The sequence below is a fragment of the Enterobacter cloacae complex sp. I2 genome (assembly GCF_014896205.1).
GTDB classification, from domain to species: domain Bacteria; phylum Pseudomonadota; class Gammaproteobacteria; order Enterobacterales; family Enterobacteriaceae; genus Enterobacter; species Enterobacter quasihormaechei.
In genome coordinates this window covers 23,181-42,603 of sequence record NZ_JADBRA010000021.1, presented here as the reverse complement: position 1 = coordinate 42,603, position 19,423 = coordinate 23,181, and the positions used below count along the sequence as shown (strand labels likewise).

General features: G+C 52.8%; 20 protein-coding genes. 14 read left to right on the top strand and 6 right to left on the bottom strand.

Going from position 1 to position 19,423, the window contains the following annotated elements; genetic code table 11:
• Window positions 1–50 precede the first annotated feature (50 nt).
• From IM300_RS17820 to nlpA, 4 genes are all read left to right on the top strand, one after another.
• Window positions 51–1,550: an MDR family MFS transporter gene (locus tag IM300_RS17820; RefSeq protein ID WP_063868676.1), complete on the top strand. Its 1,500-nt coding sequence runs from the start codon at window positions 51–53 to the stop codon at window positions 1,548–1,550.
• Between the two features lie 117 nt (window positions 1,551–1,667).
• A complete protein-coding gene (locus IM300_RS17815; RefSeq protein ID WP_193033077.1) occupies window positions 1,668–1,928 on the top strand; it encodes an antitoxin in 261 nt (86 codons plus the stop codon).
• Window positions 1,929–1,931: 3 nt separating this feature from the next.
• A complete protein-coding gene (locus tag IM300_RS17810) occupies window positions 1,932–2,330 on the top strand; it encodes a type II toxin-antitoxin system VapC family toxin (protein ID WP_107534356.1) in 399 nt (132 codons plus the stop codon).
• A 189-nt stretch (window positions 2,331–2,519) separates the two neighbouring features.
• A complete protein-coding gene (nlpA, locus tag IM300_RS17805) occupies window positions 2,520–3,320 on the top strand; it encodes a lipoprotein NlpA (RefSeq protein WP_193037636.1) in 801 nt (266 codons plus the stop codon).
• Window positions 3,321–3,338: 18 nt separating this feature from the next.
• Here the strand turns inward: nlpA and IM300_RS17800 are convergent, their stop codons facing one another.
• Together IM300_RS17800 and IM300_RS17795 are read right to left on the bottom strand one after the other, a co-directional pair.
• Entirely contained in the window at window positions 3,339–4,019 is a 681-nt protein-coding gene (locus IM300_RS17800) for an EAL domain-containing protein (RefSeq protein ID WP_193037634.1), read from the bottom strand.
• Between the two features lie 75 nt (window positions 4,020–4,094).
• Window positions 4,095–4,715 carry a LuxR C-terminal-related transcriptional regulator gene (locus tag IM300_RS17795; RefSeq protein WP_193037632.1) on the bottom strand — a complete coding sequence of 207 codons (621 nt, stop codon included), beginning with the start codon at window positions 4,713–4,715 and terminating at the stop codon, window positions 4,095–4,097.
• 575 nt (window positions 4,716–5,290) lie between these two features.
• On the opposite strand from IM300_RS17795, the gene IM300_RS17790 reads away from it, so the two are divergent.
• The gene (locus IM300_RS17790; protein ID WP_193037689.1) at window positions 5,291–5,926 is read left to right on the top strand and encodes a LuxR C-terminal-related transcriptional regulator; all 636 of its coding nucleotides are present in this window, start codon (window positions 5,291–5,293) and stop codon (window positions 5,924–5,926) included.
• 6 nt (window positions 5,927–5,932) lie between these two features.
• Here IM300_RS17790 and IM300_RS17785 read toward each other — a convergent pair whose 3' ends face one another.
• The 4 genes from IM300_RS17785 to IM300_RS17770 are packed head-to-tail and all read right to left on the bottom strand — an operon-like array spanning window position 5,933 to window position 10,850.
• Window positions 5,933–6,997: a fimbrial protein gene (locus tag IM300_RS17785; protein ID WP_193037630.1), complete on the bottom strand. Its 1,065-nt coding sequence runs from the start codon at window positions 6,995–6,997 to the stop codon at window positions 5,933–5,935.
• A 15-nt stretch (window positions 6,998–7,012) separates the two neighbouring features.
• Window positions 7,013–9,505, bottom strand: a complete 2,493-nt coding sequence (locus IM300_RS17780; protein WP_193037628.1) for a fimbria/pilus outer membrane usher protein — start codon at window positions 9,503–9,505, stop codon at window positions 7,013–7,015.
• Window positions 9,506–9,520: 15 nt separating this feature from the next.
• Window positions 9,521–10,213 carry a molecular chaperone gene (locus tag IM300_RS17775; protein ID WP_107534367.1) on the bottom strand — a complete coding sequence of 231 codons (693 nt, stop codon included), beginning with the start codon at window positions 10,211–10,213 and terminating at the stop codon, window positions 9,521–9,523.
• A 52-nt stretch (window positions 10,214–10,265) separates the two neighbouring features.
• On the bottom strand, window positions 10,266–10,850 hold the full coding sequence (locus tag IM300_RS17770; protein WP_063868693.1) for a fimbrial protein: 585 nt from the start codon (window positions 10,848–10,850) through the stop codon (window positions 10,266–10,268).
• 374 nt (window positions 10,851–11,224) lie between these two features.
• Here IM300_RS17770 and IM300_RS17765 point away from each other — a divergent pair, with 374 nt between their 5' ends.
• The 9 genes from IM300_RS17765 (at window position 11,225) to IM300_RS17725 (ending at window position 19,413) form a co-directional block, all read left to right on the top strand.
• Entirely contained in the window at window positions 11,225–12,037 is an 813-nt protein-coding gene (locus IM300_RS17765) for a winged helix-turn-helix domain-containing protein (RefSeq protein ID WP_063868696.1), read from the top strand.
• An 18-nt stretch (window positions 12,038–12,055) separates the two neighbouring features.
• Window positions 12,056–12,526, top strand: a complete 471-nt coding sequence (locus IM300_RS17760; protein ID WP_063868698.1) for a hypothetical protein — start codon at window positions 12,056–12,058, stop codon at window positions 12,524–12,526.
• A 227-nt stretch (window positions 12,527–12,753) separates the two neighbouring features.
• Window positions 12,754–13,377, top strand: coding sequence for a common pilus major fimbrillin subunit EcpA (locus IM300_RS17755; RefSeq protein ID WP_063452098.1), 624 nt, complete (start codon window positions 12,754–12,756; stop codon window positions 13,375–13,377).
• A gap of 45 nt (window positions 13,378–13,422) precedes the next feature.
• Window positions 13,423–14,100, top strand: a complete 678-nt coding sequence (locus IM300_RS17750) for a fimbria/pilus periplasmic chaperone (RefSeq protein ID WP_063452099.1) — start codon at window positions 13,423–13,425, stop codon at window positions 14,098–14,100.
• Window positions 14,101–14,106: 6 nt separating this feature from the next.
• Window positions 14,107–16,701 (top strand): CS1-pili formation C-terminal domain-containing protein, encoded by a 2,595-nt coding sequence (locus IM300_RS17745; protein WP_107534371.1) that lies wholly within the window; start codon window positions 14,107–14,109, stop codon window positions 16,699–16,701.
• On the top strand, window positions 16,679–18,277 hold the full coding sequence (locus tag IM300_RS17740) for a receptor (protein ID WP_193037626.1): 1,599 nt from the start codon (window positions 16,679–16,681) through the stop codon (window positions 18,275–18,277). The genes IM300_RS17745 and IM300_RS17740 overlap by 23 nt, the downstream gene beginning before the upstream one ends.
• Window positions 18,278–18,283: 6 nt before the next feature.
• Window positions 18,284–18,937, top strand: a complete 654-nt coding sequence (locus IM300_RS17735; RefSeq protein ID WP_131637346.1) for a hypothetical protein — start codon at window positions 18,284–18,286, stop codon at window positions 18,935–18,937.
• 73 nt (window positions 18,938–19,010) lie between these two features.
• Entirely contained in the window at window positions 19,011–19,205 is a 195-nt protein-coding gene (locus tag IM300_RS17730; protein ID WP_022646586.1) for a hypothetical protein, read from the top strand.
• Between the two features lie 22 nt (window positions 19,206–19,227).
• The gene (locus IM300_RS17725; protein WP_001196016.1) at window positions 19,228–19,413 is read left to right on the top strand and encodes a hypothetical protein; all 186 of its coding nucleotides are present in this window, start codon (window positions 19,228–19,230) and stop codon (window positions 19,411–19,413) included.
• Window positions 19,414–19,423 lie beyond the last annotated feature (10 nt).

Sequence of the window (19,423 nt, the reverse complement as noted above, 5' to 3'; positions counted from 1 at the left end):
ACTTACCTGAATATTAATTATTCGATTAATTAATTTCAAGCGATTCTCTTATGGAGTCTGACGTCATGACTCAACCTGCGAAAAACGCGCCGTCGATCAAGCTGCTGTTCAGCGCACTTCTGCTGGTGATGCTGCTCTCGGCGCTGGATCAGACCATTGTCTCCACCGCGTTGCCGACCATCGTCGGCGAACTGGGCGGGCTGGATAAGCTCTCCTGGGTGGTGACGGCCTATATCCTCAGCTCGACCATCGTGGTACCGCTGTACGGCAAATTCGGCGATCTGTTTGGGCGTAAAATCGTCCTGCAAATCGCGATTGTGCTTTTCCTTGTGGGGTCGGCACTGTGCGGTCTGGCGCAGAACATGACCCAGCTGGTGCTGATGCGCGCTCTGCAAGGGCTGGGGGGCGGCGGTCTGATGGTGATCAGTATGGCGGCCGTGGCGGATGTGATCCCGCCTGCCGAGCGTGGTCGCTATCAGGGGCTGTTTGGCGGCGTGTTTGGCCTGGCGACGGTGATAGGCCCGCTTATCGGCGGGTTTCTCGTTCAGCACGCCTCCTGGCGCTGGATTTTCTACATAAATCTGCCGCTGGGGCTGTTTGCGCTGCTTGTTATTGGCGCGGTCTTCCACGGCAGCGCGCGGCGCAGCAAGCATGAGATTGATTACCTGGGGGCGATTTACCTCAGTATGGCGTTGCTGTGCATCATTCTGTTTACCACCGAAGGGGGGACGCTTCGCCAGTGGAGCGACCCGCAGTTGTGGTGCATTCTGGCCTTCGGCCTGACGGGGATCGCCGGGTTTATCTACGAAGAGCGGCTGGCGTGGGAGCCGATCATTCCGCTGTCGCTGTTCCGCGACCGCAGCTTTCTGCTCTGTAGCCTGATCGGTTTTATTATCGGCATGTCGCTGTTTGGCTCCGTCACTTTCCTGCCGCTCTATTTACAGGTGGTAAAAGATGCCACGCCGACGCAGGCCGGTTTGCAGCTGATCCCCCTGATGGGCGGGCTGTTGCTCACCTCCATCATCAGCGGGCGCATCATCAGCCGCACCGGGAAATACCGCCTGTTTCCGATCCTCGGCACGCTGCTCGGCGTGGTGGGAATGGTTTTACTGACGCGTATTTCAGTCACGTCCCCCACCTGGCAGTTGTACCTGTTTACCAGCGTGCTCGGCATGGGGCTTGGGCTGGTGATGCAGGTGCTGGTGCTGGCGGTGCAGAACAGCGTGTCTGCCGATCAATACGGCGTAGCGACCTCTGGGGTAACGCTGTTCCGCTCCATCGGCGGGGCTATTGGCGTTGCGCTGTTTGGCGCGGTGTTCACCCATATTCTGCAATCAGGCCTGACAGAAAGACTGCCGGAAGGGGCTGAACTGCCGCGTGAACTCAATCCCGTTGCCATTCACCATCTGCCTGATGCACTGCGTCTGGACTATCTGGATGCGTTCGGCTCGGCTATCCATGCGGTGTTTATGCTTGCGGCAGGGATTATGGTGCTGGCGTTTGTGCTGTCGTGGTTTTTGCGCGAAGCGCCGCTGCGTCGGCAGGCGTGAGGTTAGCGGTTCTGTTATTTATTGCGAGTCGCTTTCTGAATTTTAAATGTCTCTCTTGTCGCTTTCCGGGGCGCGAGCGCATGCTGTGGGCTGGTCAATAAACCGACAGAGGTTGCCATGGAGCGCACAGCGAAACTATTCAAAAAAGGACGACACCAGGCCGTGGTCTTGCCTGAGGAATTTGCGTTTGAAACGGAGAGTGTTTATATCCGCCGGGATGAGGAGGGGAATGTGGTTTTGACGGCAAGGTCTGAGAAAGAACGGCACAGGGATAACTTTTTGCGCATGCTCAAACAAACGCATGTGCCTGATTCTTTTCTAAGTAAAGAGGAGCGCAATCAAAGCTATACGACAAGAGATCCTCTGGAAGGGCTGTAGACGATGCTGCATATGCTGGACACTAACATAGTAAGCCATCTGGTGAGGCAGCATCCTGAGGTTGTAAACCGATATTCGCAAATCACGCCTGAAAAGATGTGTATTTCAAGCGTAACGGAGGCGGAGTTGCTTTACGGCGTAGCCAAAAAGCAAAACAACAAGCTGCACGAAACCATAATGGAATTTCTTAAGACCATAACCATCTGCGCCTGGGATAGCGAAGCCGCAGCCACCTACGGTGAACTGCGTGCGGCAATGGAAAAGAAAGGGAAGGTGATGGGCGATCTCGATCAGTTGATTGCCGCACACGCCATCAGCCGGGGAACGACGATTGTCACGAACGATCGTGCGTTCGGGATGGTGCAGGATCTTACTGTTGAGGACTGGACTACCGCAGCCTGAACCCCATCGCCCGGTGGCGCTACGCTTACCGGGCCTACACGTCCCCCGTCACGTAGGCCGGGTAAGCGCAGCGCCATCCGGCAACAGGCCGCATATAACCTATCCGTCTTACTGATGCCTTTTCGTTTTTTAGCCTGCCGTCTCGTTGTCGATATAGTCTTCAAAACCACTGTCGAAAGGAACTGTCTCGTGAAATTTCAGTTGAGTGCTCTGGTGCTCGCGGGCCTGCTGCTGGCGGGTTGCGATCAAGGCGGCAATGATGCCAAACACATTAAAGTCGGCGTGATTAATGGCGCTGAGCAGGACGTGGCGGAAGTCGCCAAAAAGGTGGCAAAGGAGAAATACGGTCTGGACGTGGAGCTGGTGGGCTTTAGCGGCTCGCTGCTACCCAACGATGCCACCAACCAGGGCGAGCTGGATGCTAACGTTTTCCAGCACCGCCCGTTTCTCGCGGAAGATAACAAGGCGCACAATTACACGCTGGTCGCCGTCGCCAATACCTTCGTCTTTCCGATGGCGGGCTACTCCCGAAAGATAAAATCGATTGTTGAGCTGAAGGACGGCGCCACCATTGCGATTCCAAACGATCCGACCAACCTGGGGCGCGCGCTGTTGCTGCTGCAAAAAGAGAAGCTGATTACCCTTAAGCCGGATGTTGGCCTGCTGCCGACGGCACTGGATATTACCGCGAATCCCAAACACGTACAGATTATGGAGCTGGAAGGGGCGCAGCTGCCGCGCGTGCTGGACGATCCGAAAGTCGATGTGGCCATCATCAGTACCACTTATCTTCAGCAAACGGGGCTGTCGCCGGTACATGACAGCGTCTTTATTGAGGACAAAAACTCGCCTTACGTGAATATAGTGGTCACGCGTGAAGACAACAAAGACGCCGAAAACGTGAAGGAATTTATTCAGTCCTATCAGTCGCCGGAAGTGGCGAAAGCGGCAGAGACCCTTTTTAACGGTGGCGCGGTGCCGGGCTGGTAGGCCACGGTAAGCTGGCCCTCACAGCGTAACGCGGGCATCGGTGCGGCTTTCGGGCCACAGAAAACCCTGACCAGACTGTGCGCCGGATGCGCGGGCCCGCTCCAGATCCCGCGAATTCTCGATGCCTTCGATAAGAATTGATTGCGCGATGCCTGCCCTGATCTCCTGCACAAACGGGGCAAGCGGCGCGCGCTCCCGCAGCGCTGAGCGATCGATTTTTACCCCGTCCAGCGGCAGCGCAAGCCGCGCGTACGCCTCAGCCAGCTCCCGGGTTAAATCGTCCAGCCAGATTTGCCATCCGGCCTCTTTAAGCCGAACAAGCGTGGTATGAAGACGGCCTTGCTCAGCATCACTCAGCTGCGTAATGGTGAGGGGATCCTGAATTTCAATCGTTAGACGGTGCTGATGGCGCAACGCCAGCAACAGCCCGATAGCGTGTTCATTAAGAAGGTGTTCTGCGGGAAGGTTTAGCCAGTAAGCGTCCCGGGCAGGTATCTGTAAAAGGGTGTTGGCCTGCCAGAAGAAGATTTGCAGCGCGCTGCGCGAAGGCAGAGAGGCAAACAATATGTCCAGATTGACGTTATGGATCTCCACGAGAACTTCATGCGCGAAAACCTGGCCCGAATGAAGATCGACAAGCGGCTGAAATCGCAGCCCTGAGATACGTTGCAGCAGGGGAGAGGGAAGAACGGTATACATGCTACAGCCTTAAGAAAATGAAAAAAGGTTCCCGCGGACACGGGAACAAAAGGCAAACGACACACGGTCAAATTCTTAATTCAGGATCCAGCGAATGCTCTGGTAAAACGAGGGGCCACGCACGGCTTTCAGCTTGTTCATGGCATTGTTTTTATAGAAATACACCAGCCTGACGTTACACCCCAGCTGGCGGGCGATTTGCTTGGTTTTGAGGTTACAGGAATAGCCGCGCAGTACGCTGGCCTCCTCGCTGGACAGCCTTGCCGGGGTGCGTAAGCGGGTGGTCATGCCCACGTTGTAACGGCCAGATCCTTGCGGCGTCTGGCTCATCAGTATTTGCCACAGCGCTTTGATATCCCCCAGTGAGACTCTTTTACTGATTACCCCATCAACATGTTTGAATTTCAAATAGCCTGCGGATAACGAATAGATATAGATCTTCGCCGTCACTTGCTTCTGTTTAATACAAAGGATGTCGTCATTTGTTGTCACCCGGAAATGACGCGTATTCAATGGATCATAAATGATGATATCAAAGAGTTGTTCACTCTTAGCGAGTTCTTCGATATGGGTAAATCCATGGAAAATAACATCCTGTTTTTCGTCAGGCTCACGCTTTCCAAGCGATTGCAGGCCAATCATCGTGAATTCGCAGCTGTCAACAACGGCAACCTGAATTGTTTTTTTATTTTGCATTGGCATTCTCCTTTCGCTGAGTAAACAGTCCATATAAGAGATACTGGTGGACTCGCACTCTCTTATTTCACAAAGAATAGCGAACACTTTTTTCAAATAACGCGATGCGATGACATCAATGTAAGCCAATACAATCTGTCGAGTAAAGCTGCTGCCAATTATTAGCGGAAGATAAAATTGAAAAATGGTTTTAATGATAAATGCAATCTTTTTAATCTTCTAATAATATTCATTCCAGATTTTTATTCTGCAAAAGCGTGGATAATAAGCATTTGGCGGTTGTTTAATGGGGTTTATGCCCCGTTTTTTCAGTGGCTTACTGGTGTTTATGTCAGAAAGGTTACGATCGTTTCAGGATTATCTACAGACCTTTCTCTGCGAGAGAAAAGCGTTTTCAGAATAAAATAGAATTTTTTCTATAAATTTAATGTCCTTGTTCAGAATTTTAAGTCTGAGGAGGATAAAATCCTGGCGCGAAGAGGTTGTGAGTGGTGAATACATAAACTATTATCGTTTTCCTCCGGTCACGAGAATTTAGAAAAGATATGGATAATACTGAGCGTGTCGTAAGGGTAATGGTGTTTTACAAAATAAATATATTTAAAGAGATAATATGCCGGGCGCTCCAGGACCTTTTACCCGATTACGTACTGAAGATTACTCAGGTCGATTCCATAGAACAGGTTCTGGCGGCGGTGGCAGATAATGATGTGGATGTTTTCTTCACTGAATTTAATTATCTGCTTAATCATAAAGAGTGGAGTGCAGAGATCAGCAGCCGTTTCACATCTTTATGTAAATCACATCACGTCAGCCGTGTGCTTTTGGTACCCGAACTGCCGTACGGGCTGTTAAAAAAAGTTCTGGAGATGAAATTTGAATTAACCATCAGCCAGCAGGATGAATTAACTGAACTAAAAAAAGAATTACCCGCGTTGCTCATGACGGATGCACAAAAACCGTCGCTCTCTTCGTGGCTCAGGCGGGTAGTGCGGTCAGGTTCCCGATCGCGATCTATCCTGTCGGCCAGAGAGTGGGAGGTGCTTCATCTTATCGTGGAAGGATTTTCAACGACCGAGATTGCCCGTCATCGAAACCGCTCGGTAAGCACCATTGCCACACAGAAACACAATGCGATGAAAAAGCTGAATCTTTCCAACCATAGCGAACTGATTAAGTATGTGCAAATGGTTGGAAAGATGGAGGAATAGTTCACATCAGGGATAGATAATATTCAGCGTAGCCGAGGTATTGATCTTGCCCTGGCTTAACCGGGCGGGTGCCCACACGTAATAGTACGCGGCCATAGGAACGGTGAAATGGTCGTTCAGCGCCGCGCCAGCCGCCACACTGAAAATCATCGTGGCGTTGCCGCGGCTGGTGGTTGAGGTCGAAAAGGTTACCGGCGTCTGCGGGGCATCGCGCTTTATCAGCCGTAGCCCCACGCCCTGCGCCGCGCTGCTGCTGCCGTCGATCAGCACCGAGCTGTCGGTTGACAGCAGCTGCGTGCTGGAAAGAAACATCTCGATTGTTCGATCGGAATTTCCGTTAACCCCGACGTTCTGACAACTCATGTTCAGTGAAAAAGGCGTCAGCCCCGGCTGTGAGGACGCGCTGAGCTGGGGAATGCCGAGCGTCGGAAGCGCCACGGTCAGCCCCGCGTTGTCAAAGGAGCAGGTAGTCAGCTTCGGCGCGTATTTGATGATCATCGGCTGACCAAACATATCGCGGTTGTCGTAAGGCCACTTGAACCCGCTGAATAACCACTGGGCGATTTTGATGACCTGATTGATTGGCCAGAGGATGATTTCCAAAAACGACAATCCGCTCATGTCACTCACGAACAGAACGTCGCTCATGTTCGCCGTATCACCCGTCAGCGTGGTGCCGCTCTGGCTAACGAGGGTGAAGCGAACCGTAAACGGCGTGTTCAGTTCAGCCGCCGTATGGTTTCCGCTGGCGGATAGGGTTTTGTTGGCCGGGGGATTGGTGATCTCCGCCCGCACCATATACTTATTGTTGCTGAACCCGAGGATGGTGGCGTATTTACTGTCGGTCGACAGGATCGGCGTGTATGAAAACTCGCTGTTGCCCGTCGTGCAGTTGAACGAGCCGCTGTACTGGGTGGAGAAGCTGCCTGTCCAGGTCGGCGTGGCGGGGCTCAGCTTATCCGATAAATCCACGGTAATGGGCGTGCCATAAACGATGCTGCTGCCGGAGCAGGTGGCATAGCTCATCCCGCTAATGCTGGTGAGGAGCAGGAACATGAATGATCGTAACATAATGATAATCCGTAATTAATGGCAAACCGATGAGGGGCTGTTCAGCCCCCAGGCCGGGGCAGAGATTTCGCACTTCCCGCCGCGGAGATGCACGTTGAGCGCGCGTGGCGGCTGTTCAGCGCGGATATACAGTACGCTGGCCTGGCCGACATACCCGACAGACTCACCGTTTTCATCAAGCACTTCGGTCCCGAAGGGCAGCGGTTTGCCGTCGGCACGCGTCGCATGCAGCACCCACGACTGGCGTTTGTCGGTTTCAAAGCGGATATAGCTCACCGCCCCGTCGTAAGGGGCCACGTTAGCCATGTTGCCGATCACTTCCGCCCCCGCGCTGTTTTCCGTTTGCGATAACGTAATGGCGTTTTTGCGGTACGGGGTAGCGTAAGGCACCAGCGCCACGCCATCGTGGTTAGTCACAATGCTTTCATCGCCGTTCACCATCAGCCCCTCCGCCTCAGGCGCATCGACGATAGTCATGGTGCTGCCGGTTTCGTTTGAGGCGAGAACGTGCCACGGGTAGGCCACCAGGCTTCCCCGTCCGCTGAGCCCGGTCTGGCGGTAGTCAGAGGATTCGCTGTAAGAGCCGCCGAGTGTCGCAAAGTTCGAACGGTACGCCGCGTTAACGCTTGCCGCATTTTTACCCCCACGCGCATTACTGCCGGAAAGGGTGTAGCTCAGGCGGTTCGACGCCAGCGCATTTCCGCTCATGCTGATGTTGCTCTGCTCATAATGTGAATCGCTGGCCGTCAGGCTGGAGGTGATCCAGGCATTATTATCAAACAGCGAGAACGGCAGGCTGAGGGAGAGATAAAGGCGCGTCTCTTCTTCGCTGTCTTTATTACGCACCCGGCTGGCCGACAGGGTATAGCTGGCGCGGCCAATGGCGTTGGAATAGCCCATCTGATACTCGCGCGTGGTTTGCTGCGAATTCCAGTAATCGCGCTGTGTGCCGGAGATAAATACCGTGCCCCAGTTATCGAGCAGGCGCTGATTAAGGTTAAGCGTGAAGGTGTTTTTGGGCTGTGCGGCGCGCAGGGCATCCCAGGTGCTCAGGGACATGTCGGGCGCCACGCCAAACCGATCTTCGTATTCGTCGTATTGCGCTCTGAGGCGCTGATACCCTTCACGTGAATAGAGTGCGTCGCTAAAGCTGTAATAGCCTTTAGTGGAATAGCGATAGGCCGCCAGGGTGAAGTTGGTGGCGGTGGTATCGATAAATTTGCTGTACGACACGCGATAGCTCTGACCGCTGCTGGTGCGATCCTGTAGGGTGGTTTTAGCGTGGGTGACATCAAACGAGACCGCGCCAAAGGGAAGGTTCCACCCGGTACCGACAAGCCCGGCCTGGTAGTCATCGCTAATAATCGTCCCGGTATACCCGGTGATAAGGTTGTTGAACCCGTAGCGTAGCGTGGCCTGCATAAATGCGGGTTCGGCGTCGAGCGTGTTCTGGTGCACTTTACCCGCCACCACGCTGTACTGGCTTACTCCCTCTTTTAACATGCCGGGCACGGCGGAAAACGGCACCGTGAAGGACTGCTGCGATCCGTCTGCCTCACGCACAACGACCAGCAGATCGCCCGCAGAGCCGGTAGGCTGAATGCTGTCGAGCGTAAACTGGCCTGGCGGCACGTTCTCCTGGTAGATTACGTTGCCGTTCTGGATAACTTTCACCAGGGCGTTCGTCCGCGCCACGCCGTGAACCACCGGTGAAAAACCCTGCTGCGAATTTGGGCGCATTTTCATGTCCGACGCCAGCGACACGCCGCGCACGCGCATCGAATCAAACAGATCGCCCGGCATGTAAAAGTCACCCAGCGTCAGGTTGGAGGTCAGCGAGGCCAGGGGGCGGCGCAGGTAGCGGGTATTATTCTGCCACTGGCTCTCCCCGCTGGCCGATTTCCGCCAGGCGCTGCTGTCGCGAAACTGCCAGCCGAACAGGTTAAGGCCGGAATCCAGCCCGGCATAAAAATCATCGTTCGTGTCTTTCGCCGTGCCCTTAGTACGGGTGTTATACCAGGTCGTGTTCCACGAGAGCATCAGCGCCGGGATCCCTTCGCTCCAGAACTGGGGGGCAATGTAACCTTCTTCTGTACGCAGCACGGCCGCCTGCGGAACGGTGAGCGCCAGGCTCAGGGTACTGGTATCGGTTTTGACTTCACCGCCCTGAACCAGATCGCGCAGCTGGACCTGCCCATGCGCAATGGCAGGCGCAGGAACGGACGCGGTATTAATGCCAAGCGACTGGGCATCTTTCCAGGCAAGACGGATGTCGTCACGCTGCTCGCCGTAGATGACGGTATAACGCCCCCTCCAGCTGCCGTTTACGTAGATATCCATCTCCTGACTGCCGGCAGGCATGACGTTGTTTTCGGAAAAGCGAGACAGATCGGACTCACCGGATGCGCCAGCAAGCAGGGAGGGATCAAACGAGACGGCCCCTGATTTATGCGAAAGCAGAAGCGTGCAGACTGCCAGCAGACAGAGTCTGTTTTGTTTCATTTTCATGGTGAGTCTTTCCGATCACTGACTGGTGAAAGTCCGGGTTTTATACGCGCCAAGATCGTCCACATACATCAGCTCGAGGGTCTGTCCGCGCTTAACCGTATTTTTTGTGGTAACCGTCAGCTGCCCAAACGGGGAAACCATCGGGGATTCCTGGAGTAATTTCGTTTTACCCAGCGAAATATTGGCCACAGTAATATGGAACGGGCTGTTATTGGTGATGCGAAGGCGATCGCCGTCGGCGGCGAGCGTCAGTTTCGCCACCGCATCATCCAGCGTGCCTTTAAGTGCAGCGGGCCGATAAAAAAGCTTGATACGGGATTTAATCGCCAGCTGAACGGTATTCTGGTTTTGCAAATTTTCAGGCTTGGGCGGAATGTCGAGGACATTCAGGAAAAAGACGGATTCGCGATCCGCAGGTAAACTGGATGGCAGCTTTTTAATACGAAGCTGTTGGCCATTATGTTCATCGACCTTTATCACCGGTGGCGACAGCAGAAACGGCACATTTGCGGTTTCCGGCGTGGAATTAATATCACCGTCATCTATCCAGGATTGCACCAGAGCGGGCGCATCGCCCGTATTCATTAACTGGACGATCACCTCTTTGTTATTTTCAGGATAAAGGACACGGGTGCCATTAATGACAATATTGGCCCATGAGTGACCCGTGCTTAGCAGTAAGCCTGCCAGCAAAATTGCCTTGCGCATGATTGCAACCTTAAATGCAGGCTCTGCGAAAGCAGAGCCTGAATAATCATTATTACAGGTAGGAAATGGTATACGTTACGTTGGAGCTTAACTCGCCCACCGTTGCGGCAGCGGCGTTTGTTTTATAGTAATAAACATCCAGCGTCAGCGTTTCGGAGTCTGGTGAGGTTGCTGTACCCATAATATCCGTCGTGTAAGCCTGGTTCAGGGTAATAGGCGTAGACGAGCCTGGCTCTACCAGCGCAAAGCCGACATTACGCGCCACGCTGGCATCGTTTTCGTTCACGCTGTTATTCAGCAGGTATTTACCGTCAGTGGAGATATTATCCGCGCTGGAGAAATAAACTTTCAGCGGAGTACCGGTCGTTCCTGCTGCCGGCGTACAGCCTGAGAAGGTCAGCGCAATTGATTTTTTATTCTTGGTGATCAGGCCAACCGTGGTGCCTGCATCTTTTACCGAAATAGGGGAAAGCGCAACGGTAAAGTCCGCGCTTTTACCGCCGTTAATGGTACAGGTTGTATCGGTAATTGCGCCGGTAAAGTTAATGATACCACCCGCCGAATTGTCTGCGGCCACTGCGCTGGTAGAAGCAATAGCTGCGGCCAGAAGTGAAACGGTCATGATCGATTTGAACATGATAAACTCCATAAAGATTTGTGTTATTTAGAATGAATGTTAATCGGCTACACATGTCCCTGATGTACCGGCTAGACGCATGGCGACGCGGGAAAGTGCTTTGACGATATTATGTTGCACTAAAAATGTACACAACAAAACATTATTCCAACAACTTCGAAAGTTTAAGATTATAATCTTGTCTGGACGTTTTTTTTAATGTTTTAACCTAAATGCGTAAGTTCGAAGATTTTTATTAATGAATTAATAATCGTTAATTAATGAAGCTTTATGAATTCCTCTCTTAATTAATATCACGCGACTTGACCACACAAACTTTAGACTTATTATTGCCTGGCAAATGCACAAAATTTTAACAATGGCGTAATAATTATATGAAGTATCTCATTGATCTTACAATGCTTTATGAAGTGGATGCCGGTATGATCATGATTAATGGAGAGGAAGAGTCATCCATTAAGTTATCTAACCAGGCGGGACGTCTGCTTTATGAACTTATCATCAACAATGGTAAAACACTCGACAGAGATGACCTGATAAAGAAGGTCTGGGAGGACCATGGCTTCTCCGGCTCCTCGGTGAGTCTGAACGTTGCCGTCAGTGAAATCAGAAAAGCATTTCGAACATTAGGGTGCGACCCGTTGCTGATAAAAACCATACGCGGCAAGGGCTTCAGCCTTGCCGCGCATATTGAGCATCACACGGTCAGGCCGCCGGTTGTGTCAGCGCTTAGCGAACAATCTGCTTCTGAAGAGGCTGATACATTACTGCATAAGAAAGACGCCGATCCGCCTAAACGAATAATATCGATGCATACGCTCTTTCTTTCACTGTGCACGTTGTTACTGGTTATCGTTATTGGCACCGTTATTTTACTGTTGCACCAGAGAGTGTCCTATGCCGAGAGCCTGAAAGATTCTGATATGCATCTGCTCGGTAAAGTGGACAGGTGTACGGTATACCTTATCGATAAGAATATGTTTCAACCGCGGCAACACTACTTTAATCACGTAAAAGAGGTCCTTGCAAAACAACATATCGACTGTCAACACCAGGTTGCCGACGCTTACTATTCCAGGTTTAAAAAGTCACAGATAGAAAATTATTTTTTGGCTATCTGTTATCAGCAGGACAGTATCGACGATTATAAGAACTGCATTTCTTACAGAAGCCTGACCGGGAGTTAAAATATGTCAAGGACTAAAATGAGTGTCATGTTCGGTATCGTACTGGTACTTTCTGTTATCGCCTTAGTGTGGGTCTATTTTACCAGAACGCAGGATGAGGGGTTTGGCTGCCAGTCAGATACCATTTCCTGGAAAACCTATTCCACGGGTGATTTAACCGATATGTCGTTAACCACGCTATTCCTGTTTAACAACAAAGATGTTGTGACGGTTATTCACAAAGGCGTGCTAAAGAAAGAGGGCAAAAGCTACCTGATTGACAGGAATTACACGCTCAGCGTAGAAAAAGTCGACGGAAGCAATATCTTTTATATTAAGGATAAAAAGCTGAATAAATCTGAAGATGATGTAGCGCCGGATGGTGTTGTAAACGAAATGTTACTTGATAATATCAACTTCTTCTATATTACCAGCGTTAAACCGCACGCCTGGTTAATTAAGGGGCTGGTTTTACCTGTAATGATGTGTGTGGCTGTTCCAACGTCCTGATATTTCTCTTTACTGAAAAATCGATATTTATCTATCGCTCGAGAAGTTGAGTAATTTACTCAATACGTAACAATAAGATACGGGAGATTTATTTATGTTTTTATTGTTGCGCACCGCTGAGTGAATTTTTCTGTATTGCCTCGTTATTTTGCGGCTGTCTATACTCCGCCTCGAAAAAGGGGCTCCCCTTTTTATACACGTGGATTCTTTTTTGAAGGACTAAATAAATGAACAAACTGAACGCTATCGTTCTGGGCTCCCTGCTGTCTGTTTCTGCTCTGAGCGCAGTTAATGCCGCAGAAACTACGGCGTCTGCTACCTGGCAGGCAACTGCGACCAAAGACAGCGAATCTGACCTGGTTGTAACGCCAACGCGTGCTCTGAACTTCGTTTACAGCGCCAACACGAAATCTTTCAACACCGATACCGGTCTGTTTGATGTGGCTATCCGTGGCGATCACTCGACGGCGACCAGCTTCAAGCTTGAAGCCATCCTCGACGATTCCAACAACACGCTGTTCAGCGTGGGTGGTGAAGCGACCAAACTGAAGGTAGGCGCGCGCTGGGGCGGTAACGATCTGGGCTCTATCGGTGGCACCGTAGGTGCAAAATCTACCGCATGGACCACGCTGGTTGATTCTTCTTCTAACACCGGCGTTTCTTCTGGCCTGTGGAACCTGACCACCAGCGCTGGTGCGGTGGCTGATACCGAAATTACCGGCCAGGACAAATTCGTCTTCTACGTTGACTCCGCTCAGGACAACGCAGGCGCGACGAAAGAGTTCAAAGACCTGACCAACAGCCTGTGGGAAGGTACCGTTGCCGTTGCGTTCCGCGCAACCTGGGGCTAAGGCCTGATCGATCCAGGGGCGCAAGCCCCTGTTTAGGGAAATAGCATGTTTAACCTCAAATCCGCCTTCTTATTTTTATTATTTATTTCTTCCTCCGCGCTGGCCATTAATGTGGGAAAAGTCACCACCATTATTCCAGCGGACGCTGATTCCACCGCCAAGGAAATAAAAAACGAAGCAGACAGCGTGCGTATTGTTTCTGTTCGCGCACAGCGGATCAGCAGCCCGATGGATGAAGGGATCGTCATTAATCCGGAGAAAGTGGACGAGCTGTTGCTGACGCCCACGCGCATGGTGATGCCCGCCGGCACCAGCAACATTGTCAAATTTTACTATCACGGTAATGCCGATAACAAAGAGCGTTACTACCGCATTACCTTCACGGACGAAGGGGTGAGCGAAGAGGTGGACAGCGGTTCGCCAAAAAACGGCACCGGGATGACGCGCGCGGTGGTGAGCACCATTCTGGTGGTTCAGCCTCGTGATAAGAAGATCGACTTCGTCTATGTGGCGGGAAAAATAACCAATAAAGGGAACACCTCGTTTCGCGTCAATGCGACCGGGACCTGCCTGAAGCCGAATCCGGAATCACCGACTACGCCGTGTACCAAAAACTTCTACCTGATGCCGGATACCTCGCGCGCTATCGAGGATATCAACGTTACGGATAACCATTTTCATCTTGGAATATGGGACCTGAAACAGTTCATACCTGTTAAGTAAGGATGCATGGTGAAAAATAAATTAGTGTTGCCGGTGATGATGGCTTGCGCATCCGGCACGCTGCCCGCGCTTGCGCATGCAGCCTCAAGCTCCGTGGTTATCGCTAATTACCGTTTTCCCGACTCGCTTTATGCACTGCTGGAGCAGGGGATCAAAATTCCCGTCTATCTGGTCAATACGCGGCCACATTCAGCACAACAAGGGAACCACGAAGGCACGGCGAGCGAATATGTTCGTCTGGGTGACGTGACGCTCTTTGCGAAGGATATGAAGCTGGGGCTGAGGGATGTTCAGGTCCAGGAGTCTGATAACGGCATTCGTCTGTCAAAAGAGATGCGAACGTTATTGAAGAGCATTAACGACAAGCAGTTCGACGATAAGATGCGCATTCCGGTCAGTGCGGGGTCCGCGTTCGAGCTGGACCAGAAAAAAATGCGCCTGTTGCTGAATCTGTCGCAGAGCGATTACGGGGTGAATATTCGCCCGCGTGAGGTGGACATTGATGCGCCGGAGTCTGACGACCTGAGCGGCACCTTTTCCTACAACCTTGGGGCGTATCACACCGAGAGCGGCTACGGCGACAGCTGGTCGTCGGGTTATCTGAATGCGAGAAACTGGATCTCAATGGGCGTTGATCATGTGCTGATCGACGGCTCTGGCTACGTTAACGAGAGCAGCAGCGACACTCAGATGAACGCGGTCATGTGGGAGCGCGACTATCAGGGTATGCGCTACGCCGCAGGCATGCTGAACGGCTGGGCAATGCAGTCTCTGGCGAGCGTCAGCGGCATTTCCGGCGGTGAAGTTTACGGCGTTTCCATGGGCAACCAGGCCAACTCGCGCAAGCGCGATAACACGCTCTCCCTGACGCCGGTGGTGGTCTATTTCCCGACGGCGGGCGAGGCCCGTATTCGTCGTGACGGGCAGCTTATCGGCATTCAGCGCTTTGACGTCGGTAACCATGAAATTGACACCAGCGGCCTGCCCTACGGGATCTACAGCATCGAAGTCGAAGTGGTAAGCGGAAGCCGCACCGTGTCGCGCAGCATGTACACCGTCAATAAGCCGTTCTCCAGCAACGTGTCGGAAACGCTGCGCTGGCAGATGTGGGGCGGGATGTATAGCCGCGATAAGTCCGTCGTCAATTATAAAAAATACGCGAAGCGCAAAAACGAGCAGGACGACACGTACTACTACGATTACGACACCAAACATAAAGACACCATGTCGCTGGTGGGGGCCTCGTTCAGCAAGCGCAGCGGGATGGTCGACTGGAATGCTTCCACCTACATGATGCGCGAACACATCGTCAGCGAGCTGTGGGCCTCCCTGAACCTGACGGGCTATTTCTCGGTGAACACCCAGACCATGGCGGCCTCCGACGGAACGTACCGCGCCAACTATGGCATGAATCTTAGCCTGCCGTGGCAGATCGGTTCGGTCTGGTACTCCCATGAACAGCTCTCCAGCGGCAAGTTCCTGGACATCTATGAGAGCAAGGGCAACACCTGGGGCGCCTCGTTTAGCCTGCCGTCGTTCGGCCTGCCCTCGGCGGGCAACCTGAGCCTGATGCGCCAGGAGGACGATCTTTACCGCTATAAACGCTATCAGCTGGACTACTCGCAGGGATTGTACGCTGGCCGCTACGGCACGGCGCGCCTGCGCGTGGGGATGTCGCGCAACAAATACGACGGGTATTACGAAGAGAAAGATCGTTACGTGATGCTCGATTTCGCCATACCGCTCGGCAATACCGTGTCGGTTGGCGTTTCCCACAACCGCGATACCGGCACGGCATTGAACGTCAGCGCCAGCCGCCAGTTTGAAGGCGATTACCTGAAATCGGCCACCGCCAACGTGTCGAAAGCCTTCAACAGCCGCCAGGATCGCAGCGTAAGCGGCGGCGGCAGCGTGAACTTCGATACGCCGTGGAACAGCAACATCCTTAGCGTTCAGAGCGGCATGAGCAAAGGCTGGAACTCCACGCTGACCAGCGACGGGAGCGTGGGCTGGTCCAAAGAGGCCATCGCTGCCGGGAAAGGCACCGAAAGCGCAGGGGTGATTGTCAGCACCGGTCTCAAACCTGATGAAGCACTGACCCTGAAGCTTAACGGCCGGGCGGAACGCATCAAAGGGGATAAAACCTGGCTGTCGCTGCCGGCATATCAGGCTTACGACCTGGAGGTGATGAACAGTGAAACCGGTACGGAAAGCTATGAGATTGGCGCGAACGCGCGTCGCCATATCACCGTTTATCCGGGCAACACCGTGGTGATGAAGCCGCAGGTGAAGAAAATCGTCACCCTGTTTGGCCGTCTTGTGGATGCAAACGGCAATCCGATTGGCGCCACGCAGATCAAAAACCACGTCGGGCTGACCCGGACGGAAAACGACGGACGCTTCGTGATCGACGTTGATAAGAACAACCCTGTCCTGAGCATCGCCACGCCGGACGACAGCGTCTGCGAAGTGCGTCTGGACATTGAGTCTAACCGCGGTGCGCTGTGGCTCGGGGACATCTCCTGCGGAAAAGGCGATTACGTCTGGCAGGAAGCAAAAGGAACGCAGGAACGTGACGATGAAAAAGATATTCGCTCTTAATTTGCTGCTGATGAGCGCGGCGGCCCATGCACAGGAGTTGCCCTATTTCGCCATCAATAACCCGGACAATAATGGGACCGGAAACAGTGCGGGGCTGTTTAGTCTGAACAGCACGTCGACCGCGTTTTTACACGGTTCGCGCGAGTGGCCGACCCTGAGTGCGAAAACGAATAACGGTGTCGCCACCTATATTCCGGACAACAGCTATAGCGGTCCGGCAGGCAGCGCCCTGACCATCGACTTTTCGGTAACAGGTTCCAGCGCCTCTCCGTTCTTTAAAGGGACGGCGTGTTCATCGTCCTGCGGCAACACGGGGTACACCCCGACGACCAGCTATAGCGACACGTCGATGGTGGTCAAGCCGCCGGTGATGGAGCCTGGCACGTCATACGGCCGCTGGGTATTGGGCGATCCGTTCTTTAACTATCTGCTCAACGCCGCGCCAGGGGATGAAGTGACCATCACCTCCACGCCGCAAAGCAACTCCATCAACAAGGTGACCACCACCAATACGCTTCACAAGGTGGGCACGCTGACAATGACCAACTCCAGGGCGCTTAACCTCGGGATTGACCCGATCAGCGGCGAGGTAACGATTGTGGATGGATCAACCGGGGCCACCTGCACCAAATACACCCGCAACACGATCTCTGGCGTGCTGTGCGACCTGCTCGAATATACGTTTGTTGGTGAAGATGTTTCCGGTTACAACGGCGGGCTGGCGCTCACCTCCTCCCGCGTCAACAGCGTGTTGCAATCGCACATGAACGGCGGCACCGGGCTCGCCGCCGAGCTGACCTTCGATGAAAACACCTGGTACAGCATCTCCGGCGGTATCCTGAGCGATACGCGCGTGCTGGCGAACACGTTCCTCGCGGCGCCGCAGAAAAACGGCGGCAAAGCGTACCTTAAAATCTTCTTGCCGAAAGCGTTAATTCTGAGCGTGGCGCAGGCGGGGGACGGCAGCAACATTGGCAATATCGTTAGCCTGTGCCTGACGCCCGGTAACAGCTCGCTGGCGGCGGATTTCTGCTTCCAGCCGGGTGGTGGACTGGTGATTAACCCTATCGAGCCCGGACTGGAGATTGCTCCCGATAACCCGGATTACACCCTCGATCCTGACGGTCTGGGCGGTTCCGGAAAAGGCATCATCGGCGAAACGCCGATTGAGATCCCCTACACCATTACCTACAGCGGGGCACAGAAAGATGCGGCGATTGCGGTCACGGTAAAAGTTACCGGACCAACCCAAAGCCTGAATGGGGTGGACTACTGCGCCTTCAGCGGCAACGGCTTTACGGTTCCCATTCCGGGCAACGTGCTGGTGGGGAAAAGCCAGACGCGAATGGCGCATAACTGTAAAGGCGAAGTGCTGGCGATCCCTGCACCTGCCACCCATGCGGAGGAATGGGACAAAATGAGCTCCGGCGTGACGGACATGTGGCTCTGGAAAACGCCGCTGGTCCTACAGTTCGTTATGGATAATCCAGTCTCGAAAACCACCTATGACGGAAATAGCTGGTTTGGCGAAGTTAGCGCGCAGGGAAGAATAGACGTTAGTGCATCCTGGAATTAATCAATCATGACTGGAAAATTCCTGGCTATTTTTGCAATAAATTGCTTCATTTCCACAGGGGCAAATGCTTTAATTATCGAAAGTCTGAATATTGATTTTCTGCCCGAAAAAGAAGTTGTTTTTCAGCCCATAAAAAACGATACCAGCGAACGTCAGAATTATACCGTATCGCTTATTCAGGTAGACGTTCCCAAAGAGAAGGGAAAAGAAACCGAAATAAAAGATGGCGAAGTCATGTATTCGCCTAAGCAATTAACGCTGGGGAGCGGCGAGCGCGCGGGTTTTAAATTTTATTATACCGGCCCGCGCGACAACAAAGAGCGATATTATCGCGTGAAATTCACCGAGACGCCGCTCCAGGCAAAGGTTATCACGCGCAAAGGCCAGCGCATCCAGTCGGATGTGGTGGTCTCGCTTGAGGCGATTTTGATCGTCCGTCCATGGACGCGACATTTTGATTATGCGTTTCGCAACGGGGTGGTGAGTAATACCGGGAATACCTATTTTAAATATGTATCCTCGGTAGGGTGCAGTACGCAATACAACAATTCAAAATATATTCCGCCGGGACAACGGCTGGAAATAGATAATGCCGGGCAGGCTGCAAGGCGGATGATTATTTATGGCAATAAAATCATTCCGCTGACCACCTGCCCGTAGCAACCGCTTTCCTTCATAAAAGGAAATTAGCCTTTAGCAATACGCTAAAGATCCATAACTACAGGAGAAAAAAATGAAAGCGATTTCATTCGTAGAAGCGAAAGACATTATTGGCGGCGCGTTAAACCCGTTCGCTGGTCTGGTTAAGGGTGCACAGCTGGGTTACGACACCGGTGCCAGCATCATGGGCATGGTTGGCGGTGTGGTTGGCGGAGTTCTGGGTGGCGCAATGGGCTTCCTGGGCGCGCTGGTTGGTAGCTACAACTAATTCACGTTAACAGGAAAATATCATGCAAGTTATCGATTTCAAAAAAGCACAGGCCATCATCGGTGGTTGGGATCCGTTTGCTGCCGCTATTCAGGGCGCAAGCGCAGGCTATAACGCGGGCAGCCAGATGTTAGGCGCGCTGGGCGGCACCATTGGCGGCGTATTCGGCCTGGTGGGCGGCTTCATCGGCGGTTTCTTCAGCGCATAAGCGAGAAGAA